We start from the raw sequence: 17,761 nt of genomic DNA, 5'->3' as shown, positions 1-17,761 counted from the left end.
CGCCTAGTCTGAAACCATGGAAGTGGTGCAGACGGCACGATTGGTGCTTTCTCGGGTCACACCCGACGATCTAGCCGCTGTCCACGAGATCCACTCCGACCCGCGGACGAACGTCTACAACCCTGCCGGCCCGACCCCTGACCTGGAGTCGAGCCGGGCCATGCTGGATCTGTGGCTGGCCGACTGGGACGAGCGCGGGCTCGGCTACTGGGCGGTGCGGGCGACGGGGGAGCCGGAGGTGCTCGGGTTCGGGGGGCTGCGCCACGCCCTCCTGAACGGGGAGCACGTGCTGAACCTCTACTACCGGTTCCGGCCGTCCGCCTGGGGGCACGGGTACGCGGGTGAGCTCGTGGAGGCGGCGCTGCGGATCGGGAAGGGCCTCGGGACGGTCGTGGCGGTGATCCGCGACATCAACGAGCCGTCGCACCGGGTGGCCGAGCGTGCGGGCATGCACAAGGACCGGACGATCCCGTACGGGGGCGTGCCGAGCGACGTCTACGTGGCCTGACCCGCTCGCCTGCGCCACACGTACCCCACGAGCGTCAGCACCCCGAACACGCCCTGCGCCGTCAGGAACCCGCCCAGCGCGCCGGGCGGGGACAGCGCCACGGCCGCGATGGCAGGCAGGCAGCCGAGCACGGCCAGATCCGCCCCGGTGGCGGCCCAGAGCAGCGGGCCGGTCGGGATCGCGCCGCCCGGGGTGTCGATGACCGGCATGGAGTGGTCGACCGGGCCGCGCCTGGCCATCCGCAGCGCACCGGCGGCCATCGCGGGGGCGGCCAGCGGTCCGAACAGCCACCAGGCTCCGGGGAACGCGCTCACGCCGGCCATCGGCCCGAACAGCCACCAGGCCCCGGAGAACGCGCTCACGCCGGCCAGCGCCAGCCCCGCCCACGCGCCGCTCAACAGCATGGGCAGCAGCGCACGGGCCGCGAGCGCCTGGCGGTGCCCCACGCCGATGATCCTGGCCAGGGCCGGGTTGTCGCTGTCCCGGCGCGCCCCTGACACGCTCGCCGCCGCCACGGCCAGCGCCCCCGCCAGGACGGCCGACTCCAACGCCACCGGACCCGCGCCCGCCCGGGCCAGTACGGCAGGCAACGCGGCCGCCCCGAACATGATCGCCAGCAGACCGGGCCGGCGAGCCAGCCGCCGCCAGTCCTGCCAGGCCAGCGCGAGCGGCGCGGGCAAGGACGGCCACCGCCGAGAGCTGAGCGTCCTGGCCCGCCAGTGGTTGTCCTCGGCGATCCAGGTGAGCGCGCCGGGGTCGAGCCCCACGGCGGCGTTCGCCACGTGACCGGCGCGGGTGGACGAGGCCAGGAGCGTACGGGTGGGGATCCGGTCGAGCGACCTCCACGCGAGCCGTACCAGCAGTCCGGACACCACGGCGGCCCCGGAGGCGGCCGCGGCGACCGTCGAGAGGGGCGCGCTCGCGGCGACGGCCAGCACCGTACGGGCCTGACCGGTCACCGCCACCACCGCCAGCACCAGCAGCGCGACCATCGCGGCCGTCAACCAGACCTGCCACGACTGGGACGCCTGCCCGAGCACCGCCAGCGCCATCCCGCCCACGGTCGCCGACAGTCCCAGGGCCAGCGCGCCGAGCAGCCGCCAGACGAGCTGATCGGGCGCGCCCAGCACCGCCAGCAGCCCCAGTCCGAGCGCCAGGCCCGCCACCACCGCGACCATGATGAGCACCCGGCCGGTGCGTGCGAGCAGGCGCCGCCGGTTCAACGGCGAGAGCAGGAGCCAGGACGCGTCGGCGGCAGGCAGCAGCACAGGCCCCGCCGCCCGGGCCGCGGCCAGGAAACCGGCCACTGCCAGCGCGACCAGCGCCGCACCCGCGCCCATGCGCACGGGATCGACGGGTCCGGCCAGGCCGGTGATCATGGTGGACAACGGCCGGCCGAGCACGGCGATGAGCATCACCAGGCCGAAGACGGAGGTGTACCGATCGAGGAGGCCGGCGGGGGTTCGGCGGCGCGAACGGAGGAAGGCTCGCACGTTTCCCTCCGCCCCGCTCACGCGGCCACCTCTTGGGGCGAGACTTGGCGGGCGTTGGGGCTCACGCGGCCACTCCTGAGGGCGAGACTTGGCGGGCGCGGGCGGCCAGGTCCTGGTCGTGGGTGGCCATGACCACCGTGCCGCCCTCATCCGCGTACCCGCCGAGCAGGTCGGCCAGCCGGGCCCGGAAATCGGTGTCCAGCCCGCGTTCCGGCTCGTCCAGCAGCAGCAACGTGCTGGGCCTCAGCAGTGTGGCGGCCAAGGCGAGGCGTTGGCGCTGGCCGGTGGACAGGTTCAGCGGCGCCGAGTCGGCACGCTCCACCAGCGCGAACACCTCCAGCGCCGCCTCGACCGTCATACGGGCCTGAGTGTGCACGGCTCCCATCAGCTCCAGGTGCTCGCGGGCGGTGAGCCCCGGATACCAGGCGGGCTCGTCGCCCAGCAGCGCGACCTGGCGCCAGAACGCGGCATCGTCGGCAGGCGGCTCCCCGAACACCCGCACCTCGCCCGAGGTGGCGGGCTGGAGCCCGGCCAGGCAGCGCAGCAGGGTGGACTTGCCGGACCCGTTCTGGCCGACCACGGCCACGATCTCGCCCGTGGAAACGGTCAGTTCCATGTCCCGCAGCACGGGGTTGCCACCGAGCTCGACCCTGAGGTCGCGAACACTGATGATCCAGTCGTACACCGTTCGAGAGTAGCCACTGGCACGAGCAGTCGCGTGCGCGGGTGATCACGAGAATTTTCTGTCGGTGCCATCGCCTACCTTTCTGTTCCGAACACCAGTGCGACTGGAGGGTGACGTGACTGCTTCTGAGCGATTTGAGCGTGCCGCCGTTTTGGGGGTCGCTGTGGCTGAGGAGACGCGACGGCTGCTGCGGCTCCACCTCGCTCCGGGCGAGGAGGGGGACGACGGCACGGTGCTCGTCGATGTGCCCTACCCCGATGCGGTCGTGGTGACGGCGCTGCTCGACGTGGCGGCGGAGTGTTTCGGCGAGCGGGGCGACTCGGTCGAGGAGACCAGGCAGGCGGCGCTGGAGACGCTGTTACAGCTGGCCGGATTCGATGGCGAGTCCCAGCTCAGCTCGGGTTGATCCGCGGCTGCGCCCGTACGCCTGTGACGCTCACCCGCGCCGTCCGAGCGGCGACGGCAGCGGACTCCGGCGATCTTCGCGGCCCCCCGCTCATGCTTCACGGGCCCCGTCCGTGGTCCCGGGGCGGCGGTTCTCGAGGCGCGGCGATCGGGGTGTGTGGAGGTTCCATCCGGTGGTGGACCGGGTGGAGGTTTCCCTGTGCTGGCGCCCCGGTGGCGGTTTACACGCGGTGGCGGCTCGGGCCGCGGCTGCCCGCCGTGAGGTTGCCTGGGTGAAGGCTGCCTGCCGCGAGATTGCCCGGGTGGCGGCTGCCCATCGCGGGGAGGTGGCTCAGTGCGGGCGCGCCATGCCGTGGCGGAACGCGTAGGTGACCGCCTGCGCCGGGTCCCGCAGATGGGCCTTGGCGAAGAGGTTGTTGATGTGGGTCTTGACGGTGGCCTCCGTGATGTGAAGGCGGGCGGCGATCTCGGCGTTCGAGAGGCCGTCGGCGATGAGGGTCAGCACCTCGCCCTCACGCGAGGTCGGTCTGTCGGGAAGCTCGCCGCGGCGCGCACCCGGAGCCGTCGCGCTGGCGGCTGCGGGCGCTGGGGCGGTGGTTTCGGCAGGAGGTACGGGGATCGCGGCGTGTTGGGGGGGAGATGTCGACATGGTGTCCAGGAGGCGGCGTTGGACGGTGGGGTCGAGTTGGGCGTCGCCGCGCATCACCGTGGCGACGGCTCTGGCGATGTCGTCGGAGTCGGCGTCCTTGGTGAGGAAGCCACGCGCACCGGCTTTCAGCGCGGCGAAGACGAGCAGGCCGAGCAGCAGCACCAGGCCCTCACGCACGACGGCCTGGTCGTCGACCACGATCACCTTGGTCATGACGGCAGCTTCAGATGCACCAGGAAGCCGCCGTCGCGTTCGCCTGCCGACAGCGTTCCGCCCAGGAGTTCGGCTCGTCGCGCATCCCCACGAGGCCGTAGCCGCCTCCCGGGAGCCCTCCTCGGCGGAGGGCCGGTTGGTGACGCGCAGTTCACGCCAGGCCCGGCCGAGCTCGAGCTCGACCGTGGCCGGGCTGTTGAGAGCGAGGATCTCCACCCTGGGGTGGAGGGCCGAGACGAGGGGAATTGATTGGCTATTCGGAGTGGGGGCGGGTTACCGTCCGGATATGCGCGTTCTCTCCGTAAATGTGGGCAAAACGGTCGAGGCTGAGTGGGCGGGAAAGCTGGGGCGTACCGCGATCGACAAGCAGCGGGTCACGCACCGGGTGGGGGTGCTGGCCAACGGGCTCGCCGGCGACGAGCGGGCCGACAAGGAGCACCACGGCTCGCCCGATCACGCCGTCTACTCGTATGCGAGGGAGGACTACGACTGGTGGGAACGCGAGCTCGGGCGGGAGCTGCGTGACGGGCGCTTCGGGGAGAACCTGACCACGTCCGGCCTCGACGTCACCGGCGCCCTGATCGGCGAGCGGTGGCGGGTGGGCAGCGCCGTGCTGGAGGTGAGCGGGCCCCGTACACCGTGTGTGGTGTTCCGCAACTGGATGGACGAGCCCGGGTGGGTCAAGCGGTTCACGGAGGCGGGGCGGCCCGGGGCGTACCTGCGGGTGGTCGAGCTCGGTGAGCTGTGCGCAGGGGACTCGGTGGAGATCGTCTCGCGGCCTGAGGCCGGAATCACGGTGGGCGACTGGTTCCGTGCCCGCCACGGGGACGTGGACGCGCTCCGCCGCATTCTGGCGGTTCCTGGACATGACGCCGAGTGGGATCGGATGGCTGAGCGGGTGCTCGGCGAAGTGCCCTCATGAGCCTCGTTGCCACGGGGGTCGGTGACGGCGCGGGGGTAGGTGGCGGGTCCTTCTGAGCCCGGGGCCTGTGCCGCGTGGGTCTCCGGGGGTGTGCTCATGCGGGGCCGTCGTCGACGATCCGTGCCACCTCCTCCGGGCTGGAGATCACCGCCCACGCGTACGCCGGGTTCGAGAACAGCCCAAGGACCAGGTCCGCCACCTCCTGCCTGGTCGCGGCGGCCAGCAGCAGGGTCACGACGTGCTCGGCCGGCGGGCGCAGGAACGTGTTGGTCCACTGCGTGACCGGTGCCGCCGCCTCCCACATCCGCTCCGCCGTGGTGTGGCCGAAGGCGGCGTCGTACGGGCCGCCCGCCGCGATGGCGTCGGCCGCGATCCAGGCGCAGGCCGAGCCCAGGTTGGCGCCTTGGCCGGTCAGCGGGTCGTTGGTGATCCAGGCGTCGCCGACGGCCAGCGCGATCCGGCCGCTGGGCAGCTCCGCCACCGCCTCCCGTACGACCGGCGTGACCGCGCCCTGCAACAGATCCTCCTTGCCCAGCAGCTCGAAGCCCGTGTCCGTCCGCTCGGCCAGCCGCGGCGCGTGCTCGGGCAGCAGCCGCGCCAGCTCTCCGGCGACCTCGGCCGCGGGCAGGTGCGAGATCGGCTCCAGCGGCCCGCCGGGGACCGCCTCGACCAGGACGCCGGAGACCACGCCGTGCCTGGTCATCATCGGCAGGCGGAGGATCTCCCCGCATCCCGGCGAGACGTTGTAGCTGAACATGGGGCCGAGGTCGAGGCCACCGTACAACCCGGCCGTGAGGATGCGTTGCGGCCGGTCGTACGGCGAGCGCCTCGGGTCGGGCGGGAACAGCTCCGTCACCGAGCGCCGCCCGGACGCCACCACCATCAGCTCGTGCTCCCGCGACCAGCGGTCCACCTGCACCGCGTCGGGAGCGGCGCCGGTGACGACGAGCTCGCCGCCCCGGGCGGTGAAATCGTCCAGGTACGCGGGGAGCAGCAACCGGAAGTCGACCGCGTGGATCGGCTCGGGGACTCTGCCGAGGAACTCCAGCGGCGGATCCCCTTTGATCGAGAGCTTGGCGGAAGTCATCAGGCACCCGGGATCGCGATAGTGCTCGCTGCTCAGCTCCCGCTCGCGCGCCTGGGTGTGCCCCATCCTGCCCACCGTGTTGGGCAGGCGCCCCGAGCGCATGGCGTCGGCGTCGGCCTCGCTGTAGAGCGTGGCGTCGATGCCGAGCTGCTGCAGGCGCAGCGCGAGGGTCAGACCGGAGATCCCTGCGCCCACGATGCCGATGCCCGCCATGGGGACCCCTTTCAGCCGGTTTGGCATCAGTGGATACCCCGGGGGTTGCAGTTCGATAGCACCCCTGAGTACCCGGCAAACTGGAAGCGTGCCATCCACCCTGCCTGACGGCGACCCCGCGCCCACCTCGGGCGAGCTGCCCGACAGCGCCCTGAGGGGCCTCGGCGAGCGTCCGTTCGGCTTCTACGTGCACGTGCCGTTCTGCGTGACTCGCTGCGGCTACTGCGACTTCAACACCTACACGGCTGCCGAGCTGGGCCCCGGCGCCTCCCAGCGGGACTACGCGGACACGGTCGTCGAGGAGATCCGCCTCGCGCGCCGCGTCCTGGGCGCGGCCGACCTGCCGGTGGAGACGGTGTTCTTCGGCGGCGGCACGCCCACGCTGTTGCCCCCGGAAGACCTGGCCAGGATCCTGGCCGCGATCGACTCGGAGTTCGGGCTGCGGCCGGGGGCCGAGGTGACCACCGAGGCCAACCCCGAGTCCGTGGACCCGGCCTACCTCGACAAGCTCCGCCAGGGCGGCTTCAACCGGGTCAGCTTCGGCATGCAGAGCGTAAGCGAGCACGTGCTCAAGGTGCTCGACCGCCGGCACACCCCCGGCAGGGCGGCGGCGGCCGTGCAGGAGGCCAGGCGGGCCGGGTTCGAGCACGTCAACCTCGACCTCATCTACAGCACGCCGGGCGAGTCCGACGACGACTGGCGGGCCTCGCTGGCCGCCGCGATCGAGGCCGGGCCCGACCACGTGTCGGCGTACTCGCTGATCGTCGAGGAGGGCACCAGGCTGGCGGCCAGGATCAGGCGCGGCGAGTTGCCCATGCCCGACGACGACGTGGCCGCCGACCGCTACCAGATCGCCGACGAGCTGCTGTCGCAGGCCGGGTTCAGGTGGTACGAGGTGTCCAACTGGGCCACCTCCGACCAGGCGCGCTGCCGTCACAACCTGCTCTACTGGACGGGCGGCGACTGGTGGGCCGCCGGGCCCGGCGCCCACAGCCACGTCGGCGGCACCCGCTGGTGGAACGTCAAGCACCCGGCCGCCTACGCCCAGCGCCTGTCCGCCGGCGCCTCGCCCGCCCATGCGCGCGAGGTGCTCGAGGACGACGACCGGGCGGCCGAGCGGCTGATGCTGGAGCTGCGGCTGTCGTCCGGCTATCCGCTGGCCGCGGTGGCGCCCGCCGCGCGCCCGGCCGTGGCGAGCGCCCTGGCGCGCGGGCTGCTGGAGCCCGGGCCGTTCAGGTCGGGCCTGATGGTGCTCACGCTCCAGGGACGGCTGCTGGCCGACGCCCTCATCAGGGATCTGCTGGTCTAGGTGATCATGCGGATGGAGAACGGGTAGCGGTACCTCTCGCCCCGGTTGGTGGCCATTGCGCCCTGGATGTGGAAGATCAGGGACAGGATCCAGATGACCGGCAGCAGGAGCACGCCGATGAAGATGAACGACAGGATGAAGGCGATCACGTAGCCGATGAACATCGTGATCTGGAAGTTCAGCGCCTCCGCCGCCTGATCCCTGACGTAGGGGGACTCGTCCTTCTTCATCAGGTAGATGATCAGCGGCCCGATCCAGGAGACCAGCAGGCCGAGCAGGTGCGAGAGCATCGCCATGGTGGTGTCGTCGGTGCCCGGGCGGGGGCCGAACCTGCCGGGGACGTACGGCTCTCCAGGGGGCGCGGCGTACCCGTAGCCGGGCTGCCCCGGCGCGGGGCCGTAACCGGGCGGGGGAGGGCCGTAGCTCGGCGGCTGCTGCCCATAGCCGGCCTGGCCGTAACCAGGCTGGCCGTAGCCGGGCTGCCCGTAGCCGGGCTGCCCGTAGCTCGGAGGCTGCTGCCCGTAACCAGGCTGCCCGTAACCAGGTTGGCCATAGCCGGGCTGGTCGTAACTCGGGGGCTGCTGGCCGTAACCAAGCTGCCCGTAGCTCGGGGGCTGCTGTCCGTAACCGGGCTGCCCCGGTTGTCCATAAGCTGGCTGGCCGTAGGCGGGCTGGGAGCCGGGTTGCTGGCCGTACCCGGGCTGCTGGCCGTACCCCGGCTCTGAGGCGGGCTGCTGTCCGTAGCCCGGTTGCTGGGGACCGGAGCCCTGGCTGGGCGGGATGTCCGACGGTGGGACGAAGCGGGTGGCGTCGTCGTCCGGCGCCGGCTGCGGTGGGTCCTGGCTCATGATGCCTCCGTAACGAAGTCGATCAGTTCCTCGACCCGGCCGAGCAGTTCCGGCTCCAGGTCTGCGTACGTGGAGACGGCGCCGAGGATCCGCCGCCATGCCTCCGCGGGCTCCATGCGCCAGCCCAGGGCGGCGATCACGCCCTCTTTCCACGGCACCCCGCGCGGCACGGCGGGCCAGGCGGGAATGCGCAGCACGGACGGCTTGACCGCCTGCCAGATGTCGATGAACGGATGCCCCACGACGAGCACGTCCGGCGAGGTGATCTCGGCCGCGATCCTGCTCTCCTTGGACCCGGGGACGAGATGGTCCACCAGCACCCCCAGCCGGCGCCCCGGCTCCGGGCCGAACTCCGCCACGATGTCCGGCAGGTGGTCCACGCCCTCCAGGTATTCGACCACGACCCCCTCGACCCGCAGGTCATGACCCCAGATCTTCTCGACCAGGGCGGCGTCGTGCACGCCCTCCACATAGATCCGGCTCTCCTTGGCGACCCTCGCCCGCAGCCCCTCCACGGCGATGGAACCCGACGCGCTGCGCCTGGGGCCCGCGGGGGCCGCCGTCGGGCGTACCAGCGTCACGGGCTTGCCCTCCAGCAGGAACGCGGCGGGCGCGAGCGGGAACAGCCGGCGCCTGCCGAACCGGTCTTCGAGCGTCACGGCCTCCTTGTCGCAGGCCACCACCGCGCCGCAGAAGCCGCTGTCGGCGTCCTCCACGACGAGGTCCAGCTCGGCGGGCACTTTGGGGATCTTGCCCTTCCCCGGTCGCCGCCAATTCCCCGCCAGCACATCGCCCTCGTACACACGGGGACCGTAGCAAATCACCCGCTGACCGCAAGGCGCTTACGCGCGCCACTACGGCGTACCAGGACGACGACGGTGCCGATGACGGCCACGAGCAGCCCAGCGCCCGGGACCAGGAGGAGCGCGGCCACCCCGCCGGCGATGCCGCCCGTGGCCGAGGCCAGCTCACGGCCCACGCCGAAACGCACGTCTGCCTGCTCCTGGGTGGCGCAGATCAGCTGGTAGTCGCCCTTGGACGGGGCGTTGATCACGAGGAGCTGCTCCCAGGTGACGGCTCCGGACGTGACCTTCTGCGTGCCCTTGGTCTTGGCGAGCTTGGCCTGGCCGGAGATCTGGCACTCGTAGTGGACGGTCGTGTCGCTGGAGAGGTAGATCGCGGGCTTGTTCGCCGGGTCGATCGGCAGCGTCACGCTTTCGCCGGACGCGAACGTCCTGGTCGGGGCGAGGTCGTTCACGCTGCTCACGATGCCCGTGGCGAACAGGACGACGCCGGCGATCGCGCACACGACGAAGATCGCCCAGGAGAGCCCGATCCACCACAGGGGCGGCTTGATGGCTTTCGAGTCGATTCGAGGGGGAAATTGGGGTTGTTGGCCGTATTGTCCGTACTGAGGAGGTGGGCCGAATTGGGCAGGCGGGCCGTACTGCGGTGGCGCCCCGTGCTGAGGCGGAGGCCCGTACTGCGGCGGAGGCTGCCCATAACCCGGCTGGGACCCGGGCTGGGGGCCGTAGCCCGGCTGGGGCCCGGGCTGAGGGCCGTGGCCCGGCTGGGAGCCGGGTTGCGGGCCGTACGGCGGAGGCGGGGAATTGTCGCTCATGTCGGCAAGTGTGGTACTTGCCCCTTGTAAGAAGCTAGGAGCCAGCTTGCGACCTGGTGTTATCGCACCTTGTGGGCGAGAGCCGTACACTTGGCACTCAGGAACACAGAGTGCTAGATGGTTGTGCTCCTCAGATGTCAGAGGCAGGAGGTGAGCACGTGCTCGACGATCGGAAGCTGGCGGTGCTACGCGCCATTGTCGAAGACTACGTGTCCACCAACGAACCGGTGGGCTCCAAGGCGCTCGCCGAGCGCCACAACTTGAAGGTCTCCCCGGCGACGGTCAGGAACGACATGGCCGCGCTGGAGGAGGAGGGTTACATCACCCAGCCGCACACCAGCGCGGGCCGCGTGCCGACGGACAAGGGCTACCGGCTGTTCGTCGACCGGCTCTCGCAGGTCAAGCCCCTGTCGGCGGCCGAGCGCAGGGCCATTGAGACGTTCCTCGCGGGCGCGGTCGATCTCGACGACGTGGTCACCCGCACGGTCCGGCTGCTCGCGCAGCTGACCAGGCAGGTGGCGGTCGTGCAATACCCGACGCTGACGCGTTCGACGGTCCGGCACGTCGAGCTGGTGCCGCTGAGCGACCGTCGGGTCATGCTCGTGCTGATCACCAACACCGGCCGCGTCGAGCAGCGCGTGATCGAGCTGCCCGAAGTGGTGGAGGAAACCCGCATCGCCCATCTGCGCGCGGTGCTCAACGCCTGCCTCGACGGCTGCGGCCTGAGCACCGTGCCCGAGCTGGTCGCCGACCTTCCCGAGCGGCTGCCCGTCGAAGACCGGCCCGCGGTGGCCACGATCCTGTCGGTGCTGCTTGAGACGCTGGTCGAGCGGCACGACGAGAAGATCGTGTTCGCCGGCGCGGCCAACCTGGCGGGCGCCGACTTCACGACCGGCCTGCGTGACGTGCTCGAGGCCCTGGAGGAGCAGGTCGTTCTCATGCGGCTGCTGGGCGAGACCTCCACAGACACACCGTCCGCGCTCACCGTGCGCATCGGCTCCGAAAACCCCTACCTGCGAGGGACGTCCATTGTCGCGACCGGATACGGTTCTGGCGACAAGCAACTGGCCCGGCTCGGCGTGCTGGGACCGACGAGGATGGACTACCCGGTTACGATGGGCGCCGTGCGCGCGGTGGCACGCTACGTCAGCCAGATCCTGGCTGCATCATAAGAGGTCGATAAGTGGCAAACAGCGACTACTACGCCACCCTCGGGGTGCGCCGTGACGCCAGTCAGGACGAGATCAAGAAGGCGTACCGCCGCCTGGCCCGCGAGCTGCATCCCGACGTGAACCCCGATCCTGAGACCCAGGAGCGGTTCAAGGAGATCACGCAGGCCTACGAGGTGCTGTCCGACCCTAACAAGCGCCAGATGTACGACCTGGGTGGCGACCCCTTCGGCGGCGCGGGAGCAGGGGCGGCCGCCGGCGGCTTCGGAGCGGGCTTCCCGTTCAGCGACATCATGGATGCCTTCTTCGGCACCGCGGGCGGCGCCAGGGGGCCGCGCTCGCGCGCCCGCAGGGGGCGCAACGCCACCATCCGGGTCGAGCTGGACCTGCGCGAGACGGCGTTCGGCACCACGCGCGAGCTCGTCGTGGACACGGCCGTGCTCTGCGAGGTCTGCCACGGGGCGGGCGCGGCGGCCGGCACGCATCCCGACACCTGCGACATGTGCAGCGGGCGCGGCGAGATCTCCCAGGTCACCCGCTCGTTCCTGGGCCAGGTCATGACCTCGCGGCCGTGCCCGCAGTGTGGCGGGTTCGGCACCATCATCCGCCATCCGTGCCAGGAGTGCTCCGGCGACGGCCGGGTGCGCACCCGCCGTACGATCAAGGTCCGCATCCCCGCGGGCGTCGAGGACGGCACCCACATCCAGCTCGCCGGCGAGGGCGAGATCGGCCCCGGCGGCGGCCCGCCCGGAGACCTGTTCCTGGAGATCGTCGAGCGGGCTCACGAGATCTTCGAGCGGCGTGGTGACGACCTCCACTGCACCGTGCAGATCCCGATGACGGCCGCCGCGCTCGGCACCATCCTGACCGTGGAGACGCTCGACGGCGCGGAGGAGATCGACGTCCGCCCCGGCACGCAGGCGGGCCAGGTCATCACCATGTTCGGGCGGGGCGTGCAGCGGCTCAACGAGTCCGGCCGCGGCGACCTGCTGATCCACGTCAACGTCGAGACCCCGACCCGGCTCGACCCGGCGCAGGAGGAGCTCCTGCGCGAGCTGGCCAAGCAGCGGGGCGAGGAGCGGCCGCCGGGCAAGTTCGCCCCCGGCCAGCAGGGCTTCTTCTCCCGGCTGCGCGACGCCTTCAACGGCAGGTGACGTGACCGTCCCGGTGTTCCTGTCCCAGGAGCTGGACGGGCCCGAGCTGACGCTCGCCGGCCCGGAGGGGCGGCACGCGGCCTCCGTGCGACGCCTGCGGGCCGGCGAGCGGGTCGATCTGACCGACGGCGCCGGCTCGGTCGCCGAGTGCGTCGTGCGCGAGGCGCTGAAAGACTCACTCAGGCTCGACGTGCTGCGCCGCTACGAGGTCGAGCCGCCCGAGCCGCGGCTGGTCGTCGTCCAGGGGCTGCCCAAGGGCGACAGGGGCGAGCTCGCGGTCGAGATGATGACCGAGGCGGGCGTCGACGTCATCGTCCCCTGGGCGGCCTCGCGCAGCATCACCCAGTGGAAGGGCGACAAGGTCGCCAAGGGGCTGCACCGCTGGCGCTCCACCGCTCGCGAGGCGGGCAAGCAGGCCCGCAGGTTCCACCTGCCTGAAGTGACCGAGCCCGCCACCGCCGCGCAGGTCGAGAAGCTGCTGGCGGGCGCGGCGCTGGGCCTGGTGCTGCACGAGGAGGCGGCCGAGCCGCTGTCCGGCGTGGCGCTGCCCGCGTCGGGCGACATCGTGGTGGTCGTGGGGCCCGAGGGAGGCGTCTCGGAGCAGGAGCTGGCCGGGTTCCGGGCGGCGAAGGCGGTGCCGGTGCTGCTGGGCCCCACGGTGCTGCGTACGTCCACGGCGGGGGTGGCGGCGGCCTCGGTGCTGCTCGCGCGTACCGGACGCTGGTAGAGCCCGTTCAGGGCGTCGTGTGGGAGGCGTCCACCAACGGGCTGGTCACGTCGGTGGGGGTGTCGGTGACGTCATCGGGCGGGCACTCGTCGACCGGGCATGACGTGGGCTGCAGGGTCTCCTCCACCGACGGCGACGGCGGTGGCGGCGTCGGCGAGGCTGTGGGGCAATCGGATGGCGGGTCGGCCTGCTCGCTCTGCGGCGTCGGGCAGGCGGTCGGGGTCGGGGTCGGAGTCGGGGTCGGCGACGGCCTGCTGGTCGACTCGGCCCTCTTCGTGGGCCGGGGCGACGGGCTCTTGGAGACCTCGGGGACCACGACGGGGTGCTGGTCCTGGGGCGGCTCGCTGGGCGGCGGCTCCTGGGAACGGGTGGTGGAGGAGTTGGACGGGAGTCTGGAGGTCTGGTTCTCGACAGGTTGCGAGTTGATGATCTGCGTGCGCAGCTGCGGAACGGCCATCACGATCGTGCCCGCCACCAGGACGGCGCTGGCGGCGGCCGCGCCCGCTCGCCACCAGAACAGATTACGGACGCCGCGCCGCTCGATGCGGGCGCGGATGATCTCCAGTCCGTCCGGCGAGGGCACGACCGCGTCCGCCTCCGCGCGGAGCGCACGGCGCAGGATGTCGCCGTGCTCGTCGGGGGGCTGGGTCATGACATTTTCTCCAGAACGGATCGCAGTGCGGCCATGCCACGTGCGGTGTGGCTCTTGACCGCGCCCTTGCTGATGCCCATCGCGTGGGCGATCTCAGCTTCGGACAGATCACCGTAGTACCGCAGAACCAGTGCTTCTCTCTGACGGGTGGGCAGGGCGCGTAACGCCTCGATGACGGCGGAGCGTTCCAGCTCGCCGATCGCGCCGTTCTCGGCGCTCGGGGCGTCCGGCAGACCCTTGGGAGCGTACTTCTCCACGACCGCGCGGTGACGCAGCACGGAACGGGACCGGTTGACGACGGATTGACGGAGGTAGGCCAGTGCTTTGTCGGGGTCACGCAGCCTACGCCAGGCACCATGGATGGCGACGAACGCGTCCTGCACGACCTCCTCAGCTGTTGCCGTGTCTCGCACCAGCAACACGGCGAGACGCACCAACGACCGGAAGTGCGCGCTGTAGAGCGCGGTCACGGCCATGTCGGCATCCCACCCGACCGGCGCCGCCCCCATCGACCTGTCGGCCAGAAGGGTTTCGGTGGTCACATCAATGGGACGCTCAGCCTTCCCAGAGGGTTTACGCTCTTCCGGTTCTTGAGGTTTCCCCGGTTCCTTAGGGTGCATTACCCAGTCGTGTCCTCGCCAGGTGGCGCTCGCCCGACCCTGAATCGTCCTTTTTCGTTGAAGTGTCGCACACACACCCTAACCTTGTGGATCTTCCTTCGCACGACACAGAGGATTACCGATTGGCAACGGGTTTCGTACGCCGGGGCTCTCGGTAGGGTGATCGGGTGAGCGATTGTCTCTTCTGCAAAATCGTCGCCAAGGAGATTCCCGCCGAGATCGTTTATGAAACCGGCAGGACCCTGGCGTTCCGGGACGTCAACCCGCAGGCGCCCACCCACGTGCTGGTCATCCCGAAGCAGCACCACGCCACTGCGGCGGTGCTCGCCGAGGCCGATGACGGGCTGGCCGACGAGGTGCTCAAGGCCGCCCATTCGGTGGCCGTGCTGGAGCACGTGGCCGACAGCGGCTACCGCGTGGTGTTCAACACCGGGCTCGGCGCGGGGCAGACCGTCTTCCATGTGCACGCCCATGTTCTGGGCGGGCGTGACCTGACCTGGCCGCCCGGCTGATATTGGGGAGAGCGTTCGGCCCGGTCCCGGATACGATGGGCTCAGAAGAACACCGAAAGAGACCGGGAGGCATCAGGCCACTGGCCTGCCCATGTCCGAACTACACGAATCCCGACGCACGGCACCTCCCTCGCGCACTCAAGCCAAGGTGCTGATTCCGGACGAATACTCGATGGTCAGCCTCCTGGGCTCCCGCGACGAGCTGCTACGCGTCATCGAGGGCGCCTTCAGGGCCGACATCCACGTTCGCGGCAACGAGATCACCGTCACCGGCAGCCCCGACGAGAGCGGCGCGGTGGTGCGGCTCTTCGAGGAGCTGGTCGAGGTGCTGCGCAGCGGCGGCGAGCTCACCCCTGACGCGGTCGAGCGCAGCATCGCCATGCTCCGCATGACCTCCGACCGTCCCGCCGAGGTGCTGTCCCTCGACATCCTCTCCTCGCGCGGGCGCACCATCAGGCCGAAGACGGTCAACCAGAAGCGGTACGTCGACGCGATCGACAAGCACACGATCGTGTTCGGCATCGGCCCCGCGGGCACCGGCAAGACCTACCTCGCGATGGCCAAGGCCGTGCGGGCGCTGCAGGAGAAGCGGGTCAACCGGATCATCCTGACCCGACCGGCCGTCGAGGCCGGCGAGCGGCTGGGCTTCCTGCCCGGCACGCTGTACGAGAAGATCGACCCCTACCTGCGGCCCCTCTACGACGCGCTGCACGACATGCTCGACCCCGACTCCATCCCCAAGCTGATGGCCGCGGGCACGATCGAGGTCGCGCCGCTGGCGTACATGCGCGGACGCACGCTCAACGACGCGTTCATCATCCTCGACGAGGCGCAAAACTCCTCGGCCGAGCAGATGAAGATGTTCCTCACCCGGCTCGGCTTCAACTCCAAGATCGTGGTGACCGGTGACGTGACGCAGGTCGACCTGCCCAACGGCACGGTGAGCGGGCTGCGGGTCGTCCAGGAGATCCTCGACGGCATCCCCGACATCCACTTCGCCCGCCTGACCAGCTCCGACGTGGTCCGCCACAAGCTGGTGAGCGAGATCGTGGACGCTTACGGGCGCTACGACGCCTCGCAGGCCGCCCAGGAGCCGAAGAGCATCCAGCATCGGGGGAAGCGGCGACCATGAGCATCGAGATCAACAACGAGTCGGGCGTCGGGGTCGACGAGGAGAGTCTCGTCGCCCTGGCCGCCCACGTGCTCGGCGAGATGGGCATCAACCCGCTCGCCGAGCTGTCCATCGTGGTGGTCGACGAGGACGCCATGTCCGAGCTGCACGAGAAGTGGATGGGCGAGCCGGGCCCGACCGACGTGCTGGCGTTCCCGATGGACGAGCTGCGTCCGGGCGGGGGCGCGCGTGGCGACTCCGACAGCCCCGCGGACCCGGCGCTCCTCGGCGACGTCGTGCTCTGCCCGCAGGTGGCCGCCAGGCAGGCCGAGGAGGCGGGTCACAGCACGGCCGACGAGCTGGAGCTGCTGTGCACTCACGGCATCCTCCACCTGCTCGGCTACGACCACGCCGAGCCCGAGGAGCACAAGGAGATGTTCGGCCTGCAGGCCCGGCTCCTCGAGTCGTGGCAGGAGGTGCGCAACTAGCGGTGAACGCCTGGTTGTTGTCGGCCATCGCCCTTGTGATCATCGGTGGCCTGATCGCCAGTGCGGAAACGGCACTGACGCGCATCTCGAGGGTGCGTGCCGAGGAATACGTGCGCGAGGGCCGGCGGGGCGCCGTGCGGCTGCAGGCCATCGTCGACGACCCGCCGCGCTACCTCAACCTGCTCCTGCTGCTCAGGCTGAGCTGCGAGCTGGTGGCCACGGTCATCGCCACGCTGCTGTTCATCGATCTCCTGCACGACCAGGGCTGGGCGTACGTCTGGGCCGCCGTCGTGATGATCGTGACCAGCTACGTCGTGGTGGGCGTGATGCCGCGCACACTGGGGCGCCAGCACGCCGAGCCGGTCGCGCTCGCCAGCGCGCCCATCGTGTACGGCCTGACCCGCATCTTCGGCCCCCTGCCCAAGCTGCTCATCCTGCTCGGCAACGCCCTGACCCCCGGCAAGGGGTTCCGCGAGGGGCCGTTCACCTCGGAGGCCGAGCTGCGCGACCTGGTCGACCTGGCCGAGGAACGCCGGGTGATCGAGCCGGACGAGCGCGAGATGATCCATTCCGTCTTCGAGCTGGGCGACACGCTGGTGCGCGAGGTCATGGTGCCCCGCACCGACATGGTCTACATCGAACGCGGCAAGACGATCAGCCAGGCCCTGTCGCTGGCGTTGCGCAGCGGGTTCTCCCGCGTCCCCGTCGTGGGCGAGAACGAGGACGACGTCATCGGCATGGCGTACCTCAAGGACATCGCCCGCAAGATCCACGAGGCCGGTGAGGGCGGGGGCAAGGAGACGGTCGAGACGATCATGCGGCCGGCCGCGTACGTGCCGGAGAGCAAGCCCATCGACCAGCTCATGCGGGAGATGCAGGCGCGGCAGATCCACATCGCCATCGTCATCGACGAGTACGGCGGCACCGCCGGGCTCGTCACGATCGAGGACGTCCTGGAGGAGATCGTCGGCGAGATCACCGACGAGTACGACCAGGAGGCGCCCCGCGTCGAGCCCATGCCCGACGGCGGCATGCGGGTGACGGCCCGGATGCCCGTCGACGAGCTGGGCGAGCTGTTCAACACGGAGATCGAGGTGGACGACGTGGAGACCGTGGGCGGGCTGCTCGCCCACGCGCTCGGGCGGGTGCCGATCGCGGGGTCGCAGGCCGAGGTGGCCGGGCTCATGCTCACCGCCGAGAGCCTGGCGGGCCGCCGCAACCGGATCAGCACCGTCGTGGTGCGCCACGCCAAGGCTCTGGAGGAGGAGACCGACCCGGCCCCTGCCGACCACGACTGACCCGCTGGACGAACCCGGGCGAAGACCGCAAGTGTTCTACAAGTCTTCTGCAAGCCCGCCAGGGCACTCTCTTAACA

The 17,761-nt window shown here is 70.8% G+C and carries 20 protein-coding genes; 11 read left to right on the top strand and 9 right to left on the bottom strand.

From position 1 onward, the window contains the following. Nucleotides 1-16 precede the first annotated feature (16 nt). Nucleotides 17-508, top strand: coding sequence for a GNAT family N-acetyltransferase (locus tag ACIBVN_RS09255; RefSeq protein WP_397134349.1), 492 nt, complete (start codon nucleotides 17-19; stop codon nucleotides 506-508). On the opposite strand, the gene ACIBVN_RS09250 is transcribed toward ACIBVN_RS09255, so the two are convergent. Both ACIBVN_RS09250 and ccmA read right to left on the bottom strand, forming a co-directional pair. Next, nucleotides 496-2,022: a DUF6297 family protein gene (locus tag ACIBVN_RS09250; protein ID WP_397134347.1), complete on the bottom strand. Its 1,527-nt coding sequence runs from the start codon at nucleotides 2,020-2,022 to the stop codon at nucleotides 496-498. The two genes, ACIBVN_RS09255 and ACIBVN_RS09250, sit on opposite strands and share 13 nt — an antisense overlap. Before the next feature lie 40 nt (nucleotides 2,023-2,062). Continuing rightward, on the bottom strand, nucleotides 2,063-2,686 hold the full coding sequence (gene ccmA / locus ACIBVN_RS09245; RefSeq protein ID WP_397134345.1) for a heme ABC exporter ATP-binding protein CcmA: 624 nt from the start codon (nucleotides 2,684-2,686) through the stop codon (nucleotides 2,063-2,065). A gap of 163 nt (nucleotides 2,687-2,849) precedes the next feature. Here ccmA and ACIBVN_RS09240 point away from each other — a divergent pair, with 163 nt between their 5' ends. Then, the gene (locus ACIBVN_RS09240) at nucleotides 2,850-3,092 is read left to right on the top strand and encodes a hypothetical protein (RefSeq protein WP_397134343.1); all 243 of its coding nucleotides are present in this window, start codon (nucleotides 2,850-2,852) and stop codon (nucleotides 3,090-3,092) included. A 330-nt stretch (nucleotides 3,093-3,422) separates the two neighbouring features. On the opposite strand, the gene ACIBVN_RS09235 is transcribed toward ACIBVN_RS09240, so the two are convergent. Further along, a complete protein-coding gene (locus tag ACIBVN_RS09235; protein ID WP_397134341.1) occupies nucleotides 3,423-3,953 on the bottom strand; it encodes a DNA-binding response regulator in 531 nt (176 codons plus the stop codon). A 286-nt stretch (nucleotides 3,954-4,239) separates the two neighbouring features. On the opposite strand from ACIBVN_RS09235, the gene ACIBVN_RS09230 reads away from it, so the two are divergent. Continuing rightward, a complete protein-coding gene (locus tag ACIBVN_RS09230; RefSeq protein ID WP_397134339.1) occupies nucleotides 4,240-4,875 on the top strand; it encodes an MOSC domain-containing protein in 636 nt (211 codons plus the stop codon). A 94-nt stretch (nucleotides 4,876-4,969) separates the two neighbouring features. Here the strand turns inward: ACIBVN_RS09230 and ACIBVN_RS09225 are convergent, their stop codons facing one another. Continuing rightward, nucleotides 4,970-6,175, bottom strand: a complete 1,206-nt coding sequence (locus ACIBVN_RS09225) for a styrene monooxygenase/indole monooxygenase family protein (protein WP_397134337.1) — start codon at nucleotides 6,173-6,175, stop codon at nucleotides 4,970-4,972. A gap of 88 nt (nucleotides 6,176-6,263) precedes the next feature. On the opposite strand from ACIBVN_RS09225, the gene hemW reads away from it, so the two are divergent. Beyond that, complete coding sequence (hemW, locus tag ACIBVN_RS09220) at nucleotides 6,264-7,484, top strand: radical SAM family heme chaperone HemW (protein ID WP_397134335.1); 1,221 nt, start codon at nucleotides 6,264-6,266, stop codon at nucleotides 7,482-7,484. On the opposite strand, the gene ACIBVN_RS09215 is transcribed toward hemW, so the two are convergent. From ACIBVN_RS09215 to ACIBVN_RS09205, 3 genes are read right to left on the bottom strand one after another with little or no spacing between them, the layout of a single operon-like run. Next, entirely contained in the window at nucleotides 7,481-8,332 is an 852-nt protein-coding gene (locus ACIBVN_RS09215; RefSeq protein ID WP_397134333.1) for a DUF4870 domain-containing protein, read from the bottom strand. The genes hemW and ACIBVN_RS09215 overlap by 4 nt on opposite strands. Then, complete coding sequence (locus ACIBVN_RS09210) at nucleotides 8,329-9,135, bottom strand: DUF3097 domain-containing protein (protein WP_397134331.1); 807 nt, start codon at nucleotides 9,133-9,135, stop codon at nucleotides 8,329-8,331. The genes ACIBVN_RS09215 and ACIBVN_RS09210 overlap by 4 nt, the downstream gene beginning before the upstream one ends. 17 nt (nucleotides 9,136-9,152) lie before the next feature. Beyond that, nucleotides 9,153-9,953: a hypothetical protein gene (locus ACIBVN_RS09205; protein ID WP_397134329.1), complete on the bottom strand. Its 801-nt coding sequence runs from the start codon at nucleotides 9,951-9,953 to the stop codon at nucleotides 9,153-9,155. Nucleotides 9,954-10,111: 158 nt separating this feature from the next. On the opposite strand from ACIBVN_RS09205, the gene hrcA reads away from it, so the two are divergent. From hrcA to ACIBVN_RS09190, 3 genes are read left to right on the top strand one after another with little or no spacing between them, the layout of a single operon-like run. Next, a complete protein-coding gene (gene hrcA, locus ACIBVN_RS09200) occupies nucleotides 10,112-11,125 on the top strand; it encodes a heat-inducible transcriptional repressor HrcA (RefSeq protein ID WP_397134327.1) in 1,014 nt (337 codons plus the stop codon). 11 nt (nucleotides 11,126-11,136) lie between these two features. After that, on the top strand, nucleotides 11,137-12,276 hold the full coding sequence (gene dnaJ / locus ACIBVN_RS09195) for a molecular chaperone DnaJ (protein WP_397134325.1): 1,140 nt from the start codon (nucleotides 11,137-11,139) through the stop codon (nucleotides 12,274-12,276). Between the two features lies 1 nt (nucleotide 12,277). Further along, nucleotides 12,278-13,003, top strand: coding sequence for a 16S rRNA (uracil(1498)-N(3))-methyltransferase (locus tag ACIBVN_RS09190; RefSeq protein WP_397134323.1), 726 nt, complete (start codon nucleotides 12,278-12,280; stop codon nucleotides 13,001-13,003). Between the two features lie 7 nt (nucleotides 13,004-13,010). Here the strand turns inward: ACIBVN_RS09190 and ACIBVN_RS09185 are convergent, their stop codons facing one another. Continuing rightward, complete coding sequence (locus ACIBVN_RS09185; protein ID WP_397134321.1) at nucleotides 13,011-13,655, bottom strand: hypothetical protein; 645 nt, start codon at nucleotides 13,653-13,655, stop codon at nucleotides 13,011-13,013. Then, nucleotides 13,652-14,164 (bottom strand): SigE family RNA polymerase sigma factor, encoded by a 513-nt coding sequence (locus ACIBVN_RS09180; RefSeq protein ID WP_344987656.1) that lies wholly within the window; start codon nucleotides 14,162-14,164, stop codon nucleotides 13,652-13,654. The genes ACIBVN_RS09185 and ACIBVN_RS09180 overlap by 4 nt, the downstream gene beginning before the upstream one ends. A gap of 278 nt (nucleotides 14,165-14,442) precedes the next feature. Between ACIBVN_RS09180 and ACIBVN_RS09175 the strand changes: the two genes are divergently transcribed. The 4 genes from ACIBVN_RS09175 (at nucleotide 14,443) to ACIBVN_RS09160 (ending at nucleotide 17,684) form a co-directional block, all read left to right on the top strand. Further along, a complete protein-coding gene (locus tag ACIBVN_RS09175; protein WP_397134319.1) occupies nucleotides 14,443-14,787 on the top strand; it encodes a histidine triad nucleotide-binding protein in 345 nt (114 codons plus the stop codon). Between the two features lie 91 nt (nucleotides 14,788-14,878). Further along, nucleotides 14,879-15,919, top strand: a complete 1,041-nt coding sequence (locus ACIBVN_RS09170) for a PhoH family protein (RefSeq protein WP_349457036.1) — start codon at nucleotides 14,879-14,881, stop codon at nucleotides 15,917-15,919. Next, complete coding sequence (ybeY, locus tag ACIBVN_RS09165) at nucleotides 15,916-16,386, top strand: rRNA maturation RNase YbeY (RefSeq protein ID WP_397134317.1); 471 nt, start codon at nucleotides 15,916-15,918, stop codon at nucleotides 16,384-16,386. Before ACIBVN_RS09170 ends, ybeY begins: the two co-directional genes overlap by 4 nt. 2 nt (nucleotides 16,387-16,388) lie before the next feature. Then, nucleotides 16,389-17,684: a hemolysin family protein gene (locus ACIBVN_RS09160; protein WP_397134315.1), complete on the top strand. Its 1,296-nt coding sequence runs from the start codon at nucleotides 16,389-16,391 to the stop codon at nucleotides 17,682-17,684. Nucleotides 17,685-17,761 lie beyond the last annotated feature (77 nt).

Origin of the sequence: Nonomuraea sp. NPDC049400 (assembly GCF_044466425.1) — a bacterium.
Lineage (GTDB): Bacteria > Actinomycetota > Actinomycetes > Streptosporangiales > Streptosporangiaceae > Nonomuraea.
Note: the sequence above shows the minus strand (reverse complement) of the source record. Positions and strands in the feature narration are given on the sequence as shown.